Source organism: Enterobacter sp. 241F3 (genome assembly GCF_034106785.1).
GTDB classification, from domain to species: domain Bacteria; phylum Pseudomonadota; class Gammaproteobacteria; order Enterobacterales; family Enterobacteriaceae; genus Enterobacter; species Enterobacter vonholyi.
This window is the reverse complement of the sequence record NZ_JAWNDD010000013.1, coordinates 13,997-35,293: the sequence shown is the minus strand read 5'-3', so window position 1 is coordinate 35,293 and position 21,297 is coordinate 13,997. Positions and strand designations below refer to the sequence as shown.

General features: G+C 55.5%; 18 protein-coding genes. 17 read left to right on the top strand and 1 reads right to left on the bottom strand.

The genetic code is table 11. The annotated features are described in order from the left end of the window. Nucleotides 1-10: 10 nt before the first annotated feature. The gene (gene asmA / locus UR504_RS20730; RefSeq protein ID WP_320740093.1) at nucleotides 11-1,861 is read left to right on the top strand and encodes an outer membrane assembly protein AsmA; all 1,851 of its coding nucleotides are present in this window, start codon (nucleotides 11-13) and stop codon (nucleotides 1,859-1,861) included. A gap of 90 nt (nucleotides 1,862-1,951) precedes the next feature. On the opposite strand, the gene UR504_RS20725 is transcribed toward asmA, so the two are convergent. Next, nucleotides 1,952-3,535 (bottom strand): TerC family protein, encoded by a 1,584-nt coding sequence (locus UR504_RS20725; protein WP_115875802.1) that lies wholly within the window; start codon nucleotides 3,533-3,535, stop codon nucleotides 1,952-1,954. Between the two features lie 692 nt (nucleotides 3,536-4,227). On the opposite strand from UR504_RS20725, the gene UR504_RS20720 reads away from it, so the two are divergent. The 16 genes from UR504_RS20720 to wcaJ all read left to right on the top strand — a co-directional run bounded on the left by UR504_RS20720 (nucleotide 4,228) and on the right by wcaJ (nucleotide 21,296). Then, complete coding sequence (locus tag UR504_RS20720; protein ID WP_014170829.1) at nucleotides 4,228-5,367, top strand: polysaccharide export protein; 1,140 nt, start codon at nucleotides 4,228-4,230, stop codon at nucleotides 5,365-5,367. Between the two features lie 6 nt (nucleotides 5,368-5,373). Further along, nucleotides 5,374-5,817, top strand: coding sequence for a low molecular weight protein-tyrosine-phosphatase Wzb (wzb, locus tag UR504_RS20715; protein WP_023312405.1), 444 nt, complete (start codon nucleotides 5,374-5,376; stop codon nucleotides 5,815-5,817). Nucleotides 5,818-5,819: 2 nt separating this feature from the next. After that, complete coding sequence (gene wzc / locus UR504_RS20710) at nucleotides 5,820-7,982, top strand: tyrosine-protein kinase Wzc (RefSeq protein ID WP_111965784.1); 2,163 nt, start codon at nucleotides 5,820-5,822, stop codon at nucleotides 7,980-7,982. Nucleotides 7,983-8,047: 65 nt separating this feature from the next. After that, entirely contained in the window at nucleotides 8,048-8,890 is an 843-nt protein-coding gene (gene wcaA / locus UR504_RS20705) for a colanic acid biosynthesis glycosyltransferase WcaA (protein WP_023312403.1), read from the top strand. Continuing rightward, nucleotides 8,890-9,381, top strand: coding sequence for a colanic acid biosynthesis acetyltransferase WcaB (wcaB, locus tag UR504_RS20700; protein ID WP_115875801.1), 492 nt, complete (start codon nucleotides 8,890-8,892; stop codon nucleotides 9,379-9,381). The genes wcaA and wcaB overlap by 1 nt, the downstream gene beginning before the upstream one ends. Beyond that, a complete protein-coding gene (gene wcaC, locus UR504_RS20695) occupies nucleotides 9,378-10,595 on the top strand; it encodes a colanic acid biosynthesis glycosyltransferase WcaC (protein WP_111965782.1) in 1,218 nt (405 codons plus the stop codon). The genes wcaB and wcaC overlap by 4 nt, the downstream gene beginning before the upstream one ends. Next, the gene (gene wcaD / locus UR504_RS20690) at nucleotides 10,570-11,790 is read left to right on the top strand and encodes a colanic acid polymerase WcaD (protein WP_008499419.1); all 1,221 of its coding nucleotides are present in this window, start codon (nucleotides 10,570-10,572) and stop codon (nucleotides 11,788-11,790) included. The genes wcaC and wcaD overlap by 26 nt, the downstream gene beginning before the upstream one ends. A gap of 16 nt (nucleotides 11,791-11,806) precedes the next feature. Then, the gene (wcaE, locus tag UR504_RS20685; protein ID WP_008499420.1) at nucleotides 11,807-12,553 is read left to right on the top strand and encodes a colanic acid biosynthesis glycosyltransferase WcaE; all 747 of its coding nucleotides are present in this window, start codon (nucleotides 11,807-11,809) and stop codon (nucleotides 12,551-12,553) included. Between the two features lie 15 nt (nucleotides 12,554-12,568). Then, nucleotides 12,569-13,117 carry a colanic acid biosynthesis acetyltransferase WcaF gene (wcaF, locus tag UR504_RS20680; protein WP_045908623.1) on the top strand — a complete coding sequence of 183 codons (549 nt, stop codon included), beginning with the start codon at nucleotides 12,569-12,571 and terminating at the stop codon, nucleotides 13,115-13,117. Nucleotides 13,118-13,141: 24 nt separating this feature from the next. Further along, complete coding sequence (gmd, locus tag UR504_RS20675) at nucleotides 13,142-14,263, top strand: GDP-mannose 4,6-dehydratase (protein WP_003863514.1); 1,122 nt, start codon at nucleotides 13,142-13,144, stop codon at nucleotides 14,261-14,263. A 2-nt stretch (nucleotides 14,264-14,265) separates the two neighbouring features. Continuing rightward, nucleotides 14,266-15,231, top strand: a complete 966-nt coding sequence (gene fcl / locus UR504_RS20670) for a GDP-L-fucose synthase (protein WP_045403007.1) — start codon at nucleotides 14,266-14,268, stop codon at nucleotides 15,229-15,231. Between the two features lie 2 nt (nucleotides 15,232-15,233). Then, nucleotides 15,234-15,713, top strand: a complete 480-nt coding sequence (locus UR504_RS20665) for a GDP-mannose mannosyl hydrolase (protein WP_115875796.1) — start codon at nucleotides 15,234-15,236, stop codon at nucleotides 15,711-15,713. Continuing rightward, complete coding sequence (wcaI, locus tag UR504_RS20660) at nucleotides 15,710-16,933, top strand: colanic acid biosynthesis fucosyltransferase WcaI (RefSeq protein WP_271368674.1); 1,224 nt, start codon at nucleotides 15,710-15,712, stop codon at nucleotides 16,931-16,933. The genes UR504_RS20665 and wcaI overlap by 4 nt, the downstream gene beginning before the upstream one ends. A gap of 3 nt (nucleotides 16,934-16,936) precedes the next feature. Beyond that, complete coding sequence (cpsB, locus tag UR504_RS20655; protein ID WP_274240332.1) at nucleotides 16,937-18,373, top strand: mannose-1-phosphate guanyltransferase; 1,437 nt, start codon at nucleotides 16,937-16,939, stop codon at nucleotides 18,371-18,373. A gap of 111 nt (nucleotides 18,374-18,484) precedes the next feature. Further along, the gene (gene cpsG, locus UR504_RS20650) at nucleotides 18,485-19,855 is read left to right on the top strand and encodes a colanic acid biosynthesis phosphomannomutase CpsG (RefSeq protein ID WP_302235141.1); all 1,371 of its coding nucleotides are present in this window, start codon (nucleotides 18,485-18,487) and stop codon (nucleotides 19,853-19,855) included. Nucleotides 19,856-19,901: 46 nt separating this feature from the next. Continuing rightward, the gene (gene wcaJ / locus UR504_RS20645) at nucleotides 19,902-21,296 is read left to right on the top strand and encodes an undecaprenyl-phosphate glucose phosphotransferase (protein ID WP_115875793.1); all 1,395 of its coding nucleotides are present in this window, start codon (nucleotides 19,902-19,904) and stop codon (nucleotides 21,294-21,296) included. The last annotated feature ends 1 nt before the right edge of the window (nucleotide 21,297 follow it).

Genomic DNA, 21,297 nt, shown 5'->3' with positions numbered 1-21,297 from the left:
TGAGGATGCCATGAGAAGAGTTCTGACAACGCTGATGATTTTGCTGGTGGTGCTGGTGGCTGGCCTTTCGGCGTTGGTTCTGCTGGTTAACCCCAACGATTTCCGCACTTACATGGTGCGGCAGGTCGAGGCACGCAGTGGTTATCAACTGAATCTTGACGGGCCGCTGCGCTGGCACGTCTGGCCGCAGCTCAGCATTCTCTCTGGCCGCATGTCGCTCACCGCGCCGGGAGCGTCCCAGCCGCTGGTGTCCGCAGACAACATGCGCCTTGATGTGGCGCTGATCCCGCTCATTTCCCATCAGCTGCAGGTTAAGCAGGTGATGCTGAAAGGCGCGGTGATTCAGCTCACCCCACAAACCGAAGCCGTGCGTGATGCAAATGCGCCGGTCGCGCCGCGCGAGAATACCCTGCCTGATGAGCCGTCCGATACTGGCTGGTCTTTTGATATCGGCAAGCTGAAAGTTGCCGATAGCGTGTTGGTTTTCCAGCATGAACACCAGGAGCAGGTGACCGTTCGCGACATTAACCTACAGATGGAACAGGATGCTCACCACCTTGCGACGGTAGAGTTTAGCGGGCGCGTGAATCGCGATCAGCGTGATTTGACCCTGTCGCTGAATGCGAATGTGAATGCGTCAGACTACCCGCATCAGCTCACGGCTGATATCCAGCAGCTTAACTGGCAGCTGACGGGGGCCGATCTTCCCGCCCAGGGCATCGCCGGGCAGGGAACGCTGCAGGCCGTATGGCGCGAAGAACAAAAACAGCTGGAGCTGGATAATCTCAATCTGCAGGCTAATGACAGTAGCCTGAAGGGGCAGGCGAGCGTCACGCTCGAAGAAAAGCCGAAGTGGGTGCTGAATCTGCAGTTTGACAGGTTCAACCTTGAAAACCTGTTGCCGCCTCTGCCAGCCAGCGCCACGGACAGCGATGCCACGCAGACGGGGCAAAGCCAGGCTCCGGTATCACGTCCGGTTATCTCGTCTAATCTCGATCAGCCCGACTATAACGCCCTGCGTGGATTCACGGCGGATATTCTGCTGAAAGCCAATAGCCTGCGCTGGCGAGGCATGGACTTTACCGACGTGAGCAGCCAGATGTTTAACCATAACGGTTTGCTGGTGATCTCCGAACTGAGCGGTAAGATGGGCGCAGGGAACCTCTCGCTGCCCGGTACGCTGGATGTCCGTAAAGACGTTGCCAGCGCCGAATTCCAGCCGCGTCTCGACAATGTTGAGATAGGCACCATCCTGAAGGCTTTTAACTACCCGATATCCCTGACGGGGCAGTTGACGCTCGCGGGTGACTTCTCAGGTTCGCAAATTGATGCCGATGCTTTCCGCCGCGAGTGGCAGGGGCAGGCGCATCTCGATCTGAAAAATTCCCGTATGGAAGGGCTTAACTTCCAGCAGCTGGTGCAGCAGGCGGTTGAGCGCAGCAGCGATGTAAAAGCCCAGGATAACTACGACAGCGCCACCCGCCTCGAGAGCTTCACCGCGGACCTGACGCTGGACAACGGCCAGCTTACTCTCGACGGAATGCAGGGCGCCTCTTCACTCTTATCAGTGACCGGTGAAGGCAAGCTGGATCTGGTGAAAGAGACGGCGGATACGCGCTTTAACGTTCGGGTACTTTCCGGCTGGCAGGGTGAAAGCAAGCTCATCGACTTCCTGAAAGAGACGCCGGTCCCGCTGACCGTATACGGCAAATGGCAGGCACTGAATTACAGCCTGCAGGTGGATCAGATCCTGCGCAAGCATCTGCAGGATGAAGCGAAACGTCGGCTTAGCGGCTGGGCGGATCGTAATAAAGATTCACAGGACGGCAAGGATGTGAAAAAGCTGCTGGATAAGCTGTGATGTCCGTTGCGCCGGGTGGCGGCTTCGCCTTACCCGGCCTACAAAAACCGAACATCGTAGGCCGGGTAAGCGAAGCGCCACCCGGCTTTTTTATACCTCAAAATCCAGTTCTTCTTCATCCCGCAGCGGAATGAGCTGAACCTTCTGCACTCGATGGTTTTCAATCTGCAGCGTTTTGAGCAGATAGTCTCCCACCTGAACCTCTTCTCCCGGCTGCGGGATACGCTGCAAGTACTCCATCAGCAGGCCGGCAATGGTGTGATATTCTCGTTTTTCATCCAGCGGCAGCGGCACGTATTGCACCAGGTCTTCCAGCGGCATGTGGCCGTTAGCCGTCCAGGAGCCGTCTGCGTTTTTCTGAATGTCGTGGCGCGCGTCAATCTCATCCACCTCGTTAGGCAGATTACCGGCGATCGTTTCCATCACGTCGCTGAGCGTGACCAGCCCTTCCACTGAACCAAACTCATCTACTACAAAGGCAAAGTGCGTGCGCGCGTTACGGAATTGCTCCAGGGCGGAAAGCAGCGGTAGCCCTTCCGGGAATACCAGCGGCTGGCGAACCAGGACGCGGAGATTGAGCGGCTCGCCGTGAAGCTGCTGCTGGAGCAGGTCAATAACGTGCACCACGCCCAGCAGCTCATCTTCCTCTTCACCGCCGGTCACCACCACGCGGGTGTGCTGGTTTTTATCCAGCAGGGCGCGAACGTGCGCTTCCGGGGCCGTCAGGTCGATATGTTCAATGTCATGTCGCGATGTCATGATGCTGCTAACCGTCCGCTGATTGAGATTGAGCACCCGCTCAATCATCAGCCGTTCCTGCGGGTTAAAGATCTGCCCGTCGCTGTGATCGGCCAGCATGGCGGAGGATTCGGCGTCCAGCTCGGCATCCTCTTTCTTACCGCTTAACAGGCGCATAACCGTGTCGGCCGTGCGCTGACGCAGGGTCTGATTCGCGGAAAGGAAGCGGCGGCGGTTAAATATCGCCAGCTGGTTAAGCGCTTCAATCATGACGGAGAATCCGATGGCGGCATACAGGTAGCCTTTCGGAATATGGAAGCCAAAGCCGTCGGCCACCAGGCTAAAGCCAATCATCAGCAGGAAGCTCAGACAGAGGATCACGATGGTCGGATGACTGTTCACGAAGCGGGTCAGCGCCTTGCTGGCCATTACCATCAGCGTGATGGCAATAATGACTGCGGCCATCATCACCGCAAGGTGGTCCACCATCCCGACGGCGGTGATCACCGAGTCAAGGGAGAATACCGCATCCAGCACCACGATTTGAGCCACCACCGGCCAGAATTTCGCCCCGCGGCGCTGGGTCGGGTTCTCGCTGTCTTTGCCCTCCAGCCGCTCGTTGAGCTCCACCGTGGCTTTAAACAGCAGGAACAACCCGCCGAAGAGCATGATCAAATCGCGGGCGCTAAAGCTCAGACCGTGAATGGAGAACAGAGGCTGAGTGAGTGTCACCAACCAGGAGATAGAGGCCAGCAGCAGTAGCCGCATCACCATTGCCAGCAGCAGACCCGTTACGCGCGCGCGGTCGCGCTGGGAAGGAGGCAGTTTTTCAGCGAGGATGGCGATAAAGACCAGATTATCAATCCCGAGCACCAGCTCGATGACGACCAGCGTAACCAGCCCGGCCCAGATTGAGGGATCGGCAATCCATTCCATAGTAATAGCAATACCTTCTGTAATATGACAAATGTCACACTTCGATCATGGATAAAGCTGGGGGAAATTGCAATGCCGGGCTGAGATTTCTCTTAATACGACGGGTAAAAAAGAGAGCATTCTCAATAATCTGTAAATAAGCGAAATACGTATATTTAATTACAGGGAAAGCATTTTAGGATATATCGCAGGTGATGATTTTTGCTTTCATTTTGTCAATATAAAGAAAATCCTAAAAGGTCAAAAATTTGCTCTTAATATTAATCTTAAAAACCGATATTAGGACAGTTGTCTCCTTGCCTGCTATTAGGTTAGCTGCAACAATTCTCCCAGCATCAAATGTTAAATCTCGGTGTTGCTATTAATGTTCGGTCTTCAGGGATGGTTATTCATTATTCGTCGGGTTTCTCAAGCGACTGATATATTTCCAGAAGACCTTGCTCAAGAGGGTGTCTATCCATAACACATTGTTTAGTCAGTGGATTGGTAACTGAAAGCCAAGGGCGGTAGCGTGCCTGAAAGCGTGTGAATCAGCCTCGATTATTCTGTCAAGAGCCAATGGATGAATAAGCTTTTTTTAGGACTGATGCCAGTTATATTTCTATTTGATTAACTGCATGCTGAAACCCAATACGACTCGAGCTTATTTAAATTGCACAGGATAATTACTCTGCCAAAGTGATAAATAATCAATGATGAAATCCAAAATGAAATTGATGCCATTATTGGTGTCTGTGACCTTGATGAGTGGTTGCACGGTCTTTCCCGGCAGCAATATGTCAACAATGGGTAAGGATGTGATCAAGCAACAGGATGCCGATTTTGATCTCGACAAAATGGTGAATGTTTATCCACTTACGCCTCGTCTGGTCGAACAATTACGTCCACGTCCGAATGTTGCCCAGCCGAATATGTCGCTGGACCAGGAAATTGCGTCCTACCAGTATCGCGTGGGGCCGGGTGACGTGATCAACGTGACCGTCTGGGACCACCCCGAACTGACCACGCCTGCGGGCCAGTACCGCAGCTCAAGCGACACCGGTAACTGGGTGCAGTCAGATGGCACCATGTTCTATCCCTACATTGGTAAAGTCCATGTTGCGGGGAAAACGCTTGCCGAGATCCGTAGTGATATTACCGGCCGCTTAGCGCAGTACATCGCCGATCCGCAGGTGGACGTTAATATCGCCGCATTCCGCTCGCAAAAAGCCTATATCTCCGGCCAGGTGAACAAATCCGGCCAGCAGGCCATCACCAACGTTCCTCTGACCGTACTGGATGCCATCAACGCCGCGGGCGGGTTAACCGACGGCGCCGACTGGCGCAACGTCGTGCTCACCCACAACGGGAAGGAGCAGCGCATTTCGCTGCAGGCGCTGATGCAAAACGGCGATCTGACCCAGAACCGCCTGCTTTATCCGGGCGACATTCTCTACGTGCCGCGCAATGACGATCTGAAAGTCTTCGTGATGGGTGAAGTGAAGAAACAGAGCACCCTCAAGATGGACTTCAGCGGTATGACGCTGACCGAAGCGCTGGGCAATGCTGAGGGTATCGATCTGACGACCTCTAACGCGACCGGTATCTTCGTGATCCGTCCGCTGAAAGGTGAGGGCAGCGCGAAAGGCAAGATTGCCAACATCTACCAGCTGGATATGTCCGATGCGACCTCTCTGGTGATGGCGACGGAGTTCCGTCTCCAGCCATACGATGTGGTGTACGTCACCACCGCGCCGGTTGCCCGCTGGAACCGTCTGATCAACCAGTTGCTGCCAACCATCAGTGGCGTTCGCTACATGACGGATACGGCGCGCGACATTCATACCTGGTAATCCGCGATGTTTAACAAAATTCTGGTGGTATGCGTGGGGAACATTTGCCGTTCCCCTACGGCTGAGCGGTTGTTGAAACACTACCAGCCCGAACTGACCGTTGATTCGGCAGGGCTGGGTGCACTGGTCGGTAAAGGTGCCGATGAGCGCGCAACGAGCGTAGCGCGGGATCATCACCTCTCTCTTGACGGTCACGTGGCCCGCCAGGTCACTGGCCGCATGTGCCGGGAGTATGACCTGATCCTGACGATGGAAAAACGCCATATTCATGCGCTGTGCGATATCGCTCCGGAGATGCGCGGCAAGGTGATGCTGTTTGGTCACTGGGACAATGAACGTGAAATCCCCGATCCGTATCGCAAAAGCCATGAGGCCTTTGAGGCGGTTTACACCTTACTTGACCAGTCTGCCCAACAGTGGGCGCAGGCACTGAAAGTTCAGCAGGGATAACAATGACAGAAAAAACAAGACCTTCTGCCGCCCCGACTTCGGGCAGTGATGAAATTGATATTGGGCGCCTGGTCGGCACTGTTGTAGAGGCAAAGTGGTGGGTGCTTGGCATTACCGCCGTATTCGCCGCGGCGGCCGTCGTTTATACGCTGTTCGCCACCCCTATCTACAGCGCCGACGCGCTGGTGCAGATCGAGCAGAATACCGGTAACTCGCTGGTGCAGGATATCGGCTCCGCGCTGGCGAACAAGCCGCCGGCATCCGACGCTGAAATTCAGCTCATCCAGTCACGTCTGGTGCTGGGTAAAACGGTTCACGATCTCGGGCTCGATATCTCCGTTACCAAAAATACCTTCCCAGTCTTTGGTGCCGGCTGGGACCGTCTGATGGGGCGAAGCAATGACACGGTGAAAGTCACTGACTTCGTGCTGCCGAAAGGGGCTGCCGATCAGACGTTTACCCTGACGGTGCTTGGCCCGAAACAGTATCAGCTAACCAGCGACGCAGGTTTTAGCGCCCGCGGTGAAGTGGGGCAGATGCTGACCAAAGACGGCGTCAGCATGATGGTCAGCGCGATTAACGCCCAGGAGGGCGGTGAATTCACCGTCACCAAATTCTCCACGCTGGGGATGATCAACAATCTGCAAAACAACCTGACCGTCACCGAAAACGGTAAGGACACCGGCGTGCTGAGCATGACCTTTACCGGTGAAGATAAGGATCAAATCCGCGACATCCTGAACAGCATTACCCGCAACTACCTTGAGCAGAACGTCGAGCGTAAGTCGGCGGAAGCGGCGAAAAGCCTGGCGTTCCTGTCAAAACAGCTTCCGGAAGTGCGCGCCCATCTGGATGAAGCCGAGAACAAGCTGAACGCTTATCGTCAGGATAAAGACTCCGTTGACCTGCCGCTGGAGGCAAAATCAGTCCTTGATTCGATGGTCAACATTGATGCGCAGCTCAACGAGCTGACCTTCAAAGAGGCGGAAATTTCCAAGCTTTATACCAAACGCCACCCGGCCTACCGCACGCTGCTGGAGAAACGCCGTACGCTGGAAGAGGAGAAGGCGAAGCTCAATGACCGCGTGACCGCGATGCCGAAAACGCAGCAGGAGATCGTGCGTCTGACCCGCGACGTGGAGTCCGGACAGCAGGTTTACATGCAGCTGCTGAACAAGCAGCAGGAGCTGAAAATCACCGAAGCCAGTACCGTCGGTGACGTGCGTATCGTCGATCCGGCGATTACCCAGCCAGGGGTGCTGAAGCCGAAGAAAGCGCTGATTATTCTCGGCAGTATTATTCTCGGCCTGATGCTCTCCATCGTCGGTGTACTGCTGCGTTCGCTGTTCAACCGCGGAATCGAAAGCCCGCAGGTGCTGGAAGAGAGCGGTATCAACGTCTATGCCAGCATTCCGCTGTCTGAGTGGCAAAAATCCCGTGACAGCGTGAAAACCATCAAGGGCGTTAAGCGTTACAAACAGAGCCAGCTTCTGGCGGTGGGTAACCCAACCGACCTTGCTATCGAAGCGATCCGCAGCCTGCGCACCAGCCTGCACTTCGCGATGATGCAGGCCAAAAACAACGTCCTGATGTTAACCGGCGTTAGCCCGTCAATCGGTAAAACCTTCGTCTGCGCCAACCTGGCGGCCGTTGTCAGCCAGACCAACAAGCGCGTGCTGCTGATCGACTGCGATATGCGTAAGGGCTACACCCACGAACTGCTGGGCACCAACAACGTTAACGGTCTGTCGGAAATCCTGCTCGGTAAAGGTGACATCAGCCAGAGCGCGAAACCTACAACGGTGCCGAAATTCGATCTGATCCCACGCGGTCAGGTGCCGCCTAACCCGTCCGAACTGCTGATGAGCGAACGCTTCACCGAACTGGTGGAGTGGGCGAGCAAAAACTACGACCTGGTGCTGATCGATACGCCGCCGATTCTGGCCGTGACCGACGCTGCCGTTGTGGGTCGCCATGCGGGTACGACGCTAATGGTGGCGCGTTACGCGGTGAATACCCTCAAAGAGGTGGAAACCAGCCTGAGCCGCTTCGAGCAGAACGGGATTGAGGTGAAAGGGGTGATCCTGAACTCCATCTTCCGCCGCGCGACCGGGTACCAGGATTACGGGTATTACGAGTACGAATATAAGTCTGACAGCAAATAACAATCCCCCTCACCCTAACCCTCTCCCGAGGGGAGAGGGGCGGGGTGAGGGATCAGGGGAAGATCATGACCACACAACGCCCTTTAGTTTCAATCTATATGCCGACATGGAATCGTCAGCAGCTGGCGATCCGCGCAATCAAGTCGGTGTTACGTCAGGATTACGATAACTGGGAGCTGATCATCGTTGATGACTGCTCTTCCTCGTATGAACAGCTGCAAAAGTTTGTGACTGACCTCAACGACCCGCGGGTGGTCTATACCCACAACGCCATCAACTCCGGCGCTTGTGCGGTGCGTAATCAGGCGATTATGCAGGCCAAAGGGCAGTATCTCACCGGAATTGACGACGACGACGAATGGACGCCTAACCGCCTGTCTATTTTCCTGTCGCATAAAGAACAGCTGGTTACGCACGCTTTCCTGTACGCCAACGACTATGTCTGCCAGGGCGAGGTCTACTCGCAGCCCGCCAGCCTGCCGCTGTACCCGAAATCACCGTACTCACGCCGCCTGTTCTACAAGCGCAACATTATTGGTAACCAGGTATTCACCTGGGCCTGGCGCTTCAAAGAGTGCCTGTTCGATACCGAACTCAAGGCCGCGCAGGATTACGATATCTTCCTGCGCATGGTGGTGGAATACGGCGAGCCGTGGAAAGTGGAAGAGGCTACGCAAATCCTGCACATCAACCACGGGGAGATGCAAATCACCTCCTCGCCGAAGAAGTTCTCCGGCTACTTCCATTTTTACCGCAAGCACAAGGACAAGTTTGACCGTGCCAGCCGTAAATATCAGCTCTTTACCCTCTATCAGATCCGCAATAAGCGCATGAACTGGCGCACGCTGCTGACGCTGCTGTCCGTGCGTAACGGCAAGCGTCTGGCTGATGGACTTCGGGGGAAATAATGTTTCTGGAAGATTGCCGCGCTAACAGCTGGAGCCTGCGTCCGTGCTGCATGGTTCTGGCGTACCGCATCGCGCACTTTTGCTCGGTGTGGCGCAAGAAAAATGTGCTGAACAATATCTGGGCGGCACCCGTGCTGGTGCTGTACCGCATCATTACCGAATGCTTTTTTGGCTATGAAATTCAGGCCGCTGCCACCATTGGCCGCCGCTTTACCATCCATCACGGCTATGCGGTGGTGATCAACAAGTTCGTGGTCGCCGGGGATGATTTCACCATCCGCCATGGGGTGACGATTGGCAACCGCGGGCCGGACAGCCTGGCCTGCCCGGTTATCGGCAATAACGTCGAGCTGGGCGCGAACGTGGTGATCATCGGTGACATTACGATTGGTAATAACGTCACGATTGGTGCTGGCAGCGTGGTGCTGGACAGCATTCCGGATAACGCGCTGGTGGTGGGAGAAAAAGCCCGCGTGAAGGTGATTAAATGAACATTCTGCAATTTAACGTACGCCTCGCAGAAGGCGGGGCGGCAGGCGTGGCGCTGGATCTGCACCAGCGCGCGCTGCAAAAAGGACTCCAGTCTCGTTTTATTTACGGCTATGGCAAAGGCGGCAAGAAAAGCGTTAGCCACGATAATTTCCCGCAGGTGCATAAGCACACGCCGCGCCTGACCTCGATTGCTAACATTGCGCTGTTCCGTCTGTTTAACCGCGATCTGTTTGGCAACCTGAACACGCTGTACCGCACGGTAACCCGTACCACCGGCCCGGTTGTGCTGCATTTTCACGTGCTGCACAGCTACTGGCTGAATCTGGAAGAGGTGGTGGCGTTCTGTCAGAAGGTGCAGGCCCACAAGCCCGACACCCGCTTCGTCTGGACGCTGCACGATCACTGGAGCGTAACCGGACGCTGCGCGTTTACCGACGGCTGCGAAGGCTGGAAAAACAACTGCCAGAAATGCCCGACGCTGAGCAACTATCCGCCGGTGAAGGTGGATCGCGCGCATCAGCTGGTGGCCGGAAAGCGCCAGCTTTTCCGCGACATGCTGTCGCTCGGCTGTACGTTTATCTCCCCGAGCCAGCACGTGGCCGATGCCTTCAACAGCCTGTACGGGGCAGGGCGCTGTCAGATTATCAACAACGGCATCGACGTGGCGACGGAAGCCATTCTCGCCGAGCTGACGCCGGTGGCAGAAACCGCGGGCAAACCGAAAATCGCTATCGTTGCGCATGACCTGCGCTACGACGGGAAAACCAACCAGCAGCTGGTGCGCGATATGATGGCGCTGGGTGACAAAATTGAGCTTCATACCTTCGGCAAATTTTCCCCGTTCGAAGGGGCTAACGTGGTGAACCACGGGTTTGAAACCGATAAGCGCAAGCTGATGAGCGCGCTTAATGAAATGGATGCGCTGGTATTCAGTTCACGCGTGGATAACTACCCGCTGATCCTTTGTGAAGCGCTCTCCATCGGCGTGCCGGTGATTGCCACCCACAGCGATGCGGCACGTGAAGTGCTGGAAAAATCCGGCGGCAAAACTTTTGCCGAGCAGGAGGTTCTGCCGCTGGTTCAGCTGCCGAAGGCGCAGATCGCTCAGGCCGTTTTTGGCACTGACCTGGAATCGTTCCGCAACCGCAGCCGCAAGGCCTACAGTGGACAACAGATGCTGGAGGAATATGTCTCGTTCTATCAGAATCTGTAGTTATCTGCTGCTGCCGCTGATCTACCTGCTGGTCAACGTCAAAATTGCCCAGCTCGGCGAAAGCTTTCCGATAACCATCGTCACCTTCTTGCCCGTTCTGCTTTTGCTGTATGTCGATAAAATCAACCTTAAGAAGCTGATGATTGCCTTAGGGTTGGGCACGGGCCTGACGCTGTTTAACTACATCTTTGGCCAGTCGCTGGATGCCAGTAAATACGTCACCTCGACCATGCTGTTTGTTTATATCGTTATTATTATCGGAATGGTCTGGAGTATTCGCTTCAAAACGATTTCTCCACACAATTATCGGAAAATCCTCAGGTTCTTTTATATTGCCGTTGCGTTAATTGTTATGCTTGCTGCCATGGAGATGGCGCAAATTATTCTTACCGGCGGCAGCAGCCTGATGGAGATAATTTCGAAATATCTCATTTACAGCAACAGCTATGTATTGAACTTCATCAAGTTCGGCGGGAAGCGTACCACGGCCCTCTATTTTGAACCGGCGTTTTTCGCTCTGGCGTTAATCTCAATTTGGCTCAGCATCAAACAGTTTGGTATCAAAACGCCTAAGACCGATGCTATGATTCTTGCAGGAATTGTTCTGTCTGGATCGTTCTCAGGGGTAATGACATTTATCCTGTTTTACCTGCTGGAATGGGCGTTTCAGTACCTGAACAAAGATGCGATTAAGAAAAAACTGCCGCTGGCGATTATCTCCCTGACGGTATTTATGGTGGGCGTGATATTTGCCTTCCCGTACATCTCAGAACGTCTGGGTGATTTGGGAACGGAAGGGTCTTCGTCCTATTATCGCATCATTGGACCGCTGGTGATGGTGGGTTATTCCTTAACCCATATTGATGGTGTAGTAAGATTCGGCTCACTTTACGAATATGTTGCATCATTCGGAATCTTTAACGGTGCGGATGTCGGTAAAACCATAGACAATGGTCTGTATCTGTTAATTATTTATTTTTCGTGGTTCGCCGTACTGTTGACGCTGTGGTATCTGTTTAAAGTTTTCAAAATGATGATTAACGCGTTTGGTGATAACCAGAACTTTCGCGTTCAGCTTTATCTGTTTACGCCGGTGTCGCTGTTTTTTACCGGGTCAATATTTAGCCCGGAATATGCTTTCTTGATTGTCTGTCCGTTTATTCTGCGCAAAGCGCTTAATATTACGCACGTATGACGAAATGAGGTGATTTATGTTTCTTAGCGTCATTACTGTCGCTTTTCGTAATTACGAAGGGGTGGTAAAAACCTGGCGCTCGCTGCGCAACCTGGCGCGCGATCCAAGCCTCACCTTTGAGTGGATTGTGGTCGACGGCGGCTCGAACGATGGCACGGCGGAGTTTCTGGAAAAACTCAACGGTGAGTTCAACTTACGCTACATCAGCGAGAAAGATAAAGGCATCTACGATGCGATGAACAAAGGCATCAATATGGCGCAAGGCCGTTATGCCATCTTCCTGAATTCGGGTGATATTTTCCATGACGACGTGGCGCTGTTTGCCCGTCAGCTGGCGCGCCAGAAAGAGGACGCCATGTATATTGGCGATGCGCTGCTTGATTTTGGCGACGGACATAAAGTGTGCCGCAGCGCGAAGCCGGGCTGGTATATCTACCATAGTTTGCCCGCCAGCCATCAGGCCATTTTCTTTCCGGTAAAAGGTCTGAAAAAACAGCCTTACGATTTGCAGTATAAAGTGTCATCCGATTATGCGCTGGCAGCCAGTCTGTATAAGTCAGGTTACCCGTTCCGCCGAATTAAAGGGCTAGTATCTGAATTTTCAATGGGTGGTGTGTCAACCTCGAATAATCTGGAGTTGTGCCAGGATGCCAAAAATGTACAGCGTAAAATATTACGCGTGCCGGGGTTCTGGGCGGAATTATCTTATTTTTTACGCGTGCGCACCACGAGTAAAACGAAAGCCTTATATAACAAAGCCTGAATATAAGGAAACGTAATGCAGGATCTGAACGGTTTCTCCGTACCGAAAGGTTTTCGGGGGGCGGGCGGTATTAAAGTGCAGCTATGGTGGGCCGTTCAGGCCACCTTATTTGCCTGGTCACCGCAAATACTGTACCGCTGGCGAGCATTTTTATTGCGCCTGTTTGGCGCAAAAATAGGAAAAAACGTAGTCATTCGGCCTTCGGTGAAAATTACCTATCCGTGGAAATTAACGCTCGGGGATTATGCCTGGGTAGGGGATGACGCGGTGTTATATACCCTTGGCGAGATTACGATTGGCGCAAATTCGGTGGTTTCACAGAAATGTTATTTGTGTACCGGAAGCCATGACTTTATGAGTCAGCATTTTGATATTACCGCCTCGCCTATTGTGATTGGCGAAAAATGCTGGCTGGCAACGGATGTTTTTGTTGCACCGGGTGTTTCTGTTGGCGATGGCACGGTAGTCGGTGCCCGCAGCAGCGTTTTTAAATCGCTACCGGCAAATAAAGTTTGCCGTGGCAACCCCGCAGTGGTGATACGCGAACGCGTTGAAACTGATTAAATTCATAAGTAGAGGAATATAAACATGTCTAAAGTCGCTCTCATCACCGGCGTTACCGGGCAGGATGGTTCTTACCTGGCAGAATTACTGCTGGAAAAAGGTTATGAAGTACACGGTATTAAGCGTCGTGCGTCTTCTTTCAACACCGAACGTGTGGATCACATCTATCAGGATCCGCACGCGGCGAACCCGAAATTCCACCTGCACTACGGCGACCTGACCGATACCTCCAACCTGACCCGTATCCTGCAGGAAGTGCAGCCGGATGAAGTCTACAACCTGGGCGCGATGAGCCACGTTGCGGTCTCCTTCGAATCCCCGGAGTACACCGCTGACGTTGACGCCATGGGCACGCTGCGTCTGCTGGAAGCGATTCGCTTCCTGGGCCTCGAGAAGAAAACCCGTTTCTATCAGGCATCCACCTCTGAGCTGTACGGTCTGGTGCAGGAAATCCCGCAGAAAGAGACCACGCCATTCTACCCGCGCTCTCCGTACGCGGTGGCAAAACTGTACGCTTACTGGATCACCGTGAACTACCGTGAATCCTACGGCATGTACGCGTGTAACGGCATTCTGTTCAACCACGAATCCCCACGTCGCGGCGAAACCTTTGTGACCCGCAAAATCACCCGCGCTATCGCCAACATCGCGCAGGGTCTGGAGTCTTGCCTGCACCTCGGCAACATGGATTCCCTGCGTGACTGGGGCCATGCCAAAGACTACGTGAAAATGCAGTGGATGATGCTGCAGCAGGAACAGCCAGAAGACTTCGTGATCGCGACCGGCGTGCAGTACTCCGTTCGTCAGTTCGTTGAAATGGCTGCCGCACAGCTGGGCATCAAGCTGCGCTTCGAAGGCACCGGCGTGGAAGAGAAGGGCATCGTGGTTTCCGTGACCGGCCATGACGCACCGGGCGTGAAGCCTGGCGACGTGATTGTGCAGGTTGACCCGCGCTACTTCCGTCCTGCTGAAGTAGAAACCCTGCTGGGCGACCCAACCAAAGCGCACGAGAAGCTGGGCTGGAAACCAGAAACCACTCTGCAGGAGATGGTTTCCGAGATGGTAGCCAAAGATCTTGAAGCAGCGAAAAAACACTCCCTGCTCAAGTCTCATGGCTACGAGGTTGCCATCGCGCTGGAGTCCTGAGAATGACAAAACAACGTATTTTTGTCGCCGGTCATCGCGGAATGGTGGGTTCCGCGATTGAACGCCTGCTCGAACAGCGCGGTGACGTCGAAGTGGTTGTACGCACGCGCGACGAGCTGAACCTGCTCGACAGCCGTGCGGTACAGGACTTCTTTGCGAACGAACGCATTGACCAGGTGTATCTGGCGGCGGCTAAGGTGGGTGGCATTGTTGCCAACAACACCTACCCGGCGGATTTCATCTACGAAAACATGATGATTGAGAGCAACATTATTCACGCGGCGCATCTGCACAACGTGAACAAGCTGCTGTTCCTCGGCTCATCCTGTATTTACCCGAAAATGGCGAAACAGCCGATCGCCGAAAGCGAGCTGCTGCAGGGCACGCTGGAAGCCACCAACGAGCCGTACGCGATTGCCAAGATTGCCGGGATCAAGCTGTGCGAGTCCTACAACCGTCAGTACAACCGCGACTATCGTTCGGTGATGCCGACCAACCTGTACGGACCGCACGACAACTTCCACCCGAGCAACTCGCACGTGATCCCGGCGCTGCTGCGTCGCTTCCACGAGGCGACTGCCGAGAACGCCCCGGACGTGGTGGTGTGGGGCAGCGGTACGCCGATGCGTGAATTCCTGCACGTGGACGACATGGCTGCGGCCAGCATTCACGTGATGGAGCTGGATCGCGAGGTGTGGCAGGAGAACACCGAGCCGATGCTGTCGCACATCAACGTCGGTACCGGCGTGGACTGCACCATTCGCGAGCTGGCGCAGACCATCGCGCAGGTGGTGGGCTATAAAGGCCGCGTGGTGTTTGACGCCACGAAACCGGACGGCACGCCGCGCAAGCTGCTGGACGTGACCCGTCTGCATCAGCTGGGCTGGTATCACGAGGTGTCACTGGAGCAGGGTCTGGCCAGTACCTACCAGTGGTTCCTGGAAAACCAGCACCGCTTCCGGGGGTAACGATGTTTTTAAGTCAGGAAGATTTTGCCACGGTAGTGCGTTCCACTCCGCTCATCTCAATTGATCTGATCGTGGAGAACGAACGCGGCGAGTTCTTGCTGGGGAAACGAACCAACCGTCCTGCGCAGGGCTTCTGGTTCGTGCCCGGTGGGCGCGTGCAAAAGGATGAGACGCTTGCCGATGCGTTTGAGCGTCTCACTCTGGCGGAACTGGGTCTGCAGCTGCCGATGGCAGCGGGCCAGTTTTACGGGGTCTGGCAGCACTTCTATGACGATAACTTTTCAGGCACCGGGTTCACCACGCACTACATCGTGCTGGGGTTCCGCCTGAAGGTGAGTGAGGCAGACCTGCGTCTGCCTGATTCTCAGCATGACGACTACCGCTGGCAGACGCCAGAGGCGCTGCTGGCCAGCGATAATGTGCACGACAACAGTCGCGCCTATTTCCTCGCTGAACGTCAGTCCGGGGTGCCGGGCTTATGAAGATCCTCGTATACGGAATCAACTACTCGCCGGAATTAACCGGCATCGGGAAATACACCGGCGAGATGGTCGAGTGGATGGCGAGCCAGGGACATGACGTGCGGGTCATTACCGCGCCGCCGTACTACCCGGAATGGAAAGTGGGGGAGCGCTACTCAAGCTGGCGCTACCGTCGCGAAGAGGGCGCAGCGACCGTCTGGCGCTGCCCCCTGTATGTGCCTAAGCAGCCCTCGACGCTGAAGCGGTTGATTCATCTCGGCAGCTTTGCTCTGAGCAGCTTCTTCCCGCTGATGGCGCAGCGGCGCTGGAAGCCGGATCGCATTATCGGCGTGGTGCCGACGCTGTTTTGCACGCCGGGCATGCGCCTGCTGGGCAAACTCTCCGGCGCGCGCACCCTGCTGCACATTCAGGATTATGAAGTGGACGCCATGCTGGGCCTGGGGATGGCAGGCAAAAGCAAAGGTGGAAAGGTGGCGAAGCTCGCCAGCGCCTTTGAGCGCAGTGGCTTACACAACGTGGATTACGTCTCAACTATCTCGCGCTCGATGATGAACAAGGCGCAGGAGAAAGGCGTCCCGGCGGAGAAGGTGATCTTCTTCCCGAACTGGTCTGAAGTGGCGCGTTTTCGCGACGTGACTGAGCAAGACGCTCAGGCGCTGCGCGCGCAGCTCGGTTTGCCTGAAGATCAAAAAATCATTCTTTACTCAGGCAACATCGGCGAAAAGCAGGGGCTGGAGAGCGTGATCGAGGCGGCTCAACTGCTGAACGAACATCCATGGACGTTTGTGATTGTCGGGCAGGGCGGTGGGAAAGCGCGTCTGGAAAAAATGGTCAGCGAACGCGGCCTGACCAACGTGAAATTCTTCCCGCTTCAGTCTTACGAGGCATTGCCTGCGCTGCTGAAGATGGGCGACTGCCATCTGGTAGTGCAAAAACGCGGCGCGGCGGATGCGGTGCTGCCGTCCAAGCTGACCAACATTCTGGCAGTGGGCGGCAACGCGGTGATTACGGCCGAAGCCGAAACTGAATTAGGCCAGCTGTGTGACAGCTATCCGGGGATTGCCGTGTGCGTAGAGCCGGAATCGGTTCCGGCGCTGGTCACCGGAATTGAGCAGGCACTTGCCATGCCAAAAGTGAACACGGTGGCACGTGAATATGCCGAACGCACGCTCGAGAAAGAGAACGTGCTGAGCCAATTTATTGCAGATATACGGGGATAAATCATGAGTCAAACCACTTTGTATCCGGTTGTGATGGCTGGTGGCTCTGGTAGCCGGTTGTGGCCGCTGTCCCGCGTGCTCTATCCAAAACAGTTCCTCTGCCTGAAAGGGGATCTCACCATGCTGCAGACGACGGTGAACCGTCTCCACGGCGTGGAGTGTGAAAGCCCGGTGGTGATCTGTAACGAACAGCACCGTTTTATCGTTGCCGAGCAGCTGCGTCAGCTGAACAAACTTACAGAAAACATCATTCTGGAGCCTGCCGGACGCAACACTGCGCCAGCGATCGCCCTGGCGGCGCTGGCGGCAAAACGCAGCAGCCCGAACTGTGACCCCCTGATGCTGGTGCTGGCGGCAGACCATGTCATCCAGCAGGAAGAGGCCTTCCGCGACGCGGTGCGTGCAGCCATTCCTTACGCTGAAAACGGCAAGCTGGTGACCTTCGGTATCGTGCCGGATCTGCCGGAAACCGGCTACGGATACATCCGTCGCGGCAACGTGACGCCGGGTGAAGACGACAGCGTGGCGTTTGACGTGGCGCAGTTCGTTGAAAAACCGAATCTGGAAACCGCGCAGGCGTATGTCGCCAGCGGTGAGTATTACTGGAACAGCGGGATGTTCCTGTTCCGTGCCGGACGCTATCTGGAAGAGCTGAGCAAATATCGCCCGGATATTCTGCACGCCTGCGAGAAAGCGATGGCGGTGGTGGACCCGGATCTCGACTTTATCCGCGTGGATGAAGAGGCGTTCCTCGCCTGCCCGGAAGAGTCGATTGACTACGCGGTGATGGAACGCACGGCGGACGCCGTTGTGGTGCCGATGGATGCGGGCTGGAGCGACGTGGGCTCCTGGTCCTCCCTGTGGGAGATCAGCGCCCATACCCCGGAGGGTAACGTCCACCACGGCGATGTCATTAGCCACAAAACGGAAAACAGCTACGTCTACGCCGAGTCCGGCCTGGTCACCACGGTTGGGGTGAAGGATCTGGTGGTGGTCCAGACCAAAGACGCGGTGCTGATTGCTGACCGTAACGCCGTGCAGGACGTTAAAAAAGTGGTGGAGAAGATCAAGGCGGATGGACGCCACGAGCACCACATTCACCGTGAAGTCTACCGTCCTTGGGGTAAATATGACTCCATTGACGCCGGTGACCGCTATCAGGTGAAACGCATCACCGTGAAGCCGGGCGAGGGGCTGTCGGTGCAGATGCACCATCACCGCGCCGAGCACTGGGTGGTGGTCGCGGGTACCGCCAAAGTCACCATCGACGGTGAAGTGAAACTGCTGGGCGAAAACGAGTCCATCTATATTCCGCTGGGGGCGACGCACTGTCTGGAGAACCCGGGGAAAATTCCTCTCGACTTAATTGAGGTGCGCTCCGGCTCGTATCTGGAAGAAGACGATATCGTGCGCTTCCAGGACCGCTACGGGCGAGTGTAGCTCTCTGCATCATGCCCGGTGGCGCTGCGCTTACCGGGCCTACGAATGACAAAAAAATTAATTTGGCCATTTAGTGGTCAGGACCGACTGTTGCCTGAAAAAGGGGTCATCATGGATAAATTAACCTGTTTTAAAGCCTACGATATTCGCGGCAAGCTGGGCGAAGAGCTGAATGAAGACATTGCGTGGCGCATTGGCCGCGCGTACGGCGAATATTTAAAACCGCAGACCATCGTGCTGGGCGGCGACGTGCGTCTGACCAGTGAATCCCTCAAGCTGGCGCTGGCGAAAGGGCTGCAGGACGCGGGCGTGGACGTGCTGGACATCGGTCTTTCCGGAACCGAAGAGATTTACTTTGCCACCTTCCACCTGGGCGTGGACGGCGGTATCGAAGTGACGGCCAGCCACAACCCGATGGACTACAACGGGATGAAGCTGGTGCGCAAGGGCGCCCGTCCTATCAGCGGCGACACCGGCCTGCGCGACGTACAGCGCCTGGCGGAAGCCAACGATTTCCCGCCGGTGAATGAGGCGAAGCGCGGCAGCTACAAAAAAATCAACCTGCAGAAAGAGTACATCGACCACCTGCTGGGCTACATCAACGTGGCAAACCTGAAGCCGCTGAAGCTGGTGATTAACTCCGGCAACGGCGCGGCCGGCCCGGTTGTCGATGCCCTGGAAGCGCGCTTTAAGGCCCTGAACGTGCCGGTGACCTTCGTGAAAGTGCACAACACCCCGGACGGCAACTTCCCGAACGGTATTCCTAACCCGCTGCTGCCGGAGTGCCGCGACGACACCCGCAACGCGGTGATTGAGCACGGTGCGGACATGGGCATCGCCTTTGACGGTGACTTCGACCGCTGCTTCCTGTTTGACGAGAAAGGGCAGTTCATCGAGGGCTACTACATTGTCGGCCTGCTGGCGGAAGCGTTCCTTGAGAAAAACCCGGGCGCGAAAATCATTCATGACCCGCGCCTTTCCTGGAACACCGTCGACGTGGTGTCAGCGGCAGGTGGCACGCCGGTGATGTCCAAAACCGGCCACGCCTTCATCAAAGAGCGCATGCGCGAAGAGGACGCCATCTACGGCGGCGAGATGAGCGCCCACCACTACTTCCGTGACTTTGCCTACTGCGACAGCGGGATGATCCCGTGGCTGCTGGTGACCGAGCTGCTGTGCCTGAAGGGGCAGACGCTGGGCGAGCTGGTGCGCGACCGTATGGCGGCGTTCCCGGCGAGCGGGGAGATCAACAGCAAGCTGGCGGAGCCGGCCGAGGCGATTGCCCGCGTGGAGCAGCACTTTGCGATTCACGCGCTGGAAATTGACCGTACGGACGGCATCAGCATGGCGTTCCCGCAGTGGCGCTTTAACCTGCGCTCGTCCAATACCGAGCCGGTGGTGCGCCTGAACGTGGAGTCCCGTGCTGACACGGCGCTGATGGAAGCCCGAACGAAGGACATTCTGGCGCTGTTGAATCAGTAATACTTGCCCCTCCCGGTGGGAGGGGGAACCGAATACAGGAACAACGATGACGAATCTAAAAAAACGCGAACGAGCGAGAACGAATGCATCGTTAATCTCTATGGTGCAGCGTTTTTCTGATATCACCATCATGGTCGGTGGATTGTGGGCGGTGTGTCGGATCGGCGGGCTGCCGTTCTTATACATGCATCTACTGATGGCCCTGATTGCGCTGGTCGTGTTTCAGATGATCGGCGGAATGACCGATTTCTACCGCTCGTGGCGCGGCGTGAAAATGACCACCGAACTGATGCTGCTGCTGCAGAACTGGACCCTCAGCCTGATCTTTAGCGCAGGCCTGGTGGCGTTCAGCCATGATTTTGATAATCGCCTCGTCACCTATCTCTGCTGGTATTTAATAAGCAGCGTCGGCATGGTGGTGTGCCGTTCTCTAATCCGCTTCGGTGCGGGCTGGCTGCGTAACCGCGGCTATAACCGTCGCTTCGTTGCCGTAGCAGGCGATCTGCCGGTTGGTAAGGTTCTGCTCGACAGCTTCCGCAAAGAGCCGTGGTTAGGGTTTGAAGTGGTCGGGATTTACCACGATGCGAAGCCGGGCGGCGTGCCGTCGGACTGGGCGGGCAATTACGAACAGCTTATTGAAGACGCGAAAGCCGGTAAAATTCACAACGTCTACATCGCCATGCAGATGAGAGACGAATCCCGCATTAAGCAGCTGATGCGCGAGCTGGCGGACACTACCTGTTCGGTGATCCTCATCCCGGACGTCTTTACCTTCAACATCCTTCATTCACGCATTGAAGAGGTGAACGGCGTGCCGGTGGTACCGCTGTACGACACCCCGCTGTCGGGCATTAACCGCGTGCTCAAGCGCGTGGAAGATATCGTGCTCTCCTCGCTGATTTTACTGCTCATCTCCCCGGTGCTGTGCTGCATTGCCCTGGCGGTGAAGCTGAGCTCTCCCGGCCCGGTTATTTTCCGCCAGACCCGCTACGGTATGGACGGTAAGCCGATTATGGTGTGGAAATTCCGCTCCATGAAGGTGATGGAAAATGACAAGGTGGTGACCCAGGCGACGCAGAACGATCCGCGCGTCACCCGCGTGGGGAACTTCCTGCGCCGTACCTCGCTGGATGAACTGCCGCAGTTTATCAACGTCTTTACCGGCGGAATGTCGATTGTTGGCCCGCGTCCGCACGCGGTGGCGCATAACGAGCAGTACCGCTCGCTGATTGAAGGCTACATGCTGCGCCATAAGGTGAAGCCGGGCATTACCGGTTGGGCGCAGATCAACGGCTGGCGCGGCGAAACCGACACGCTGGAAAAAATGGAAAAACGCATCGAATTCGATCTGGAGTACATCCGTGAATGGAGTATCTGGTTCGATATCAAGATTGTTTTTCTGACCATCTTCAAAGGTTTCGTGAACAAAGCGGCGTACTAAG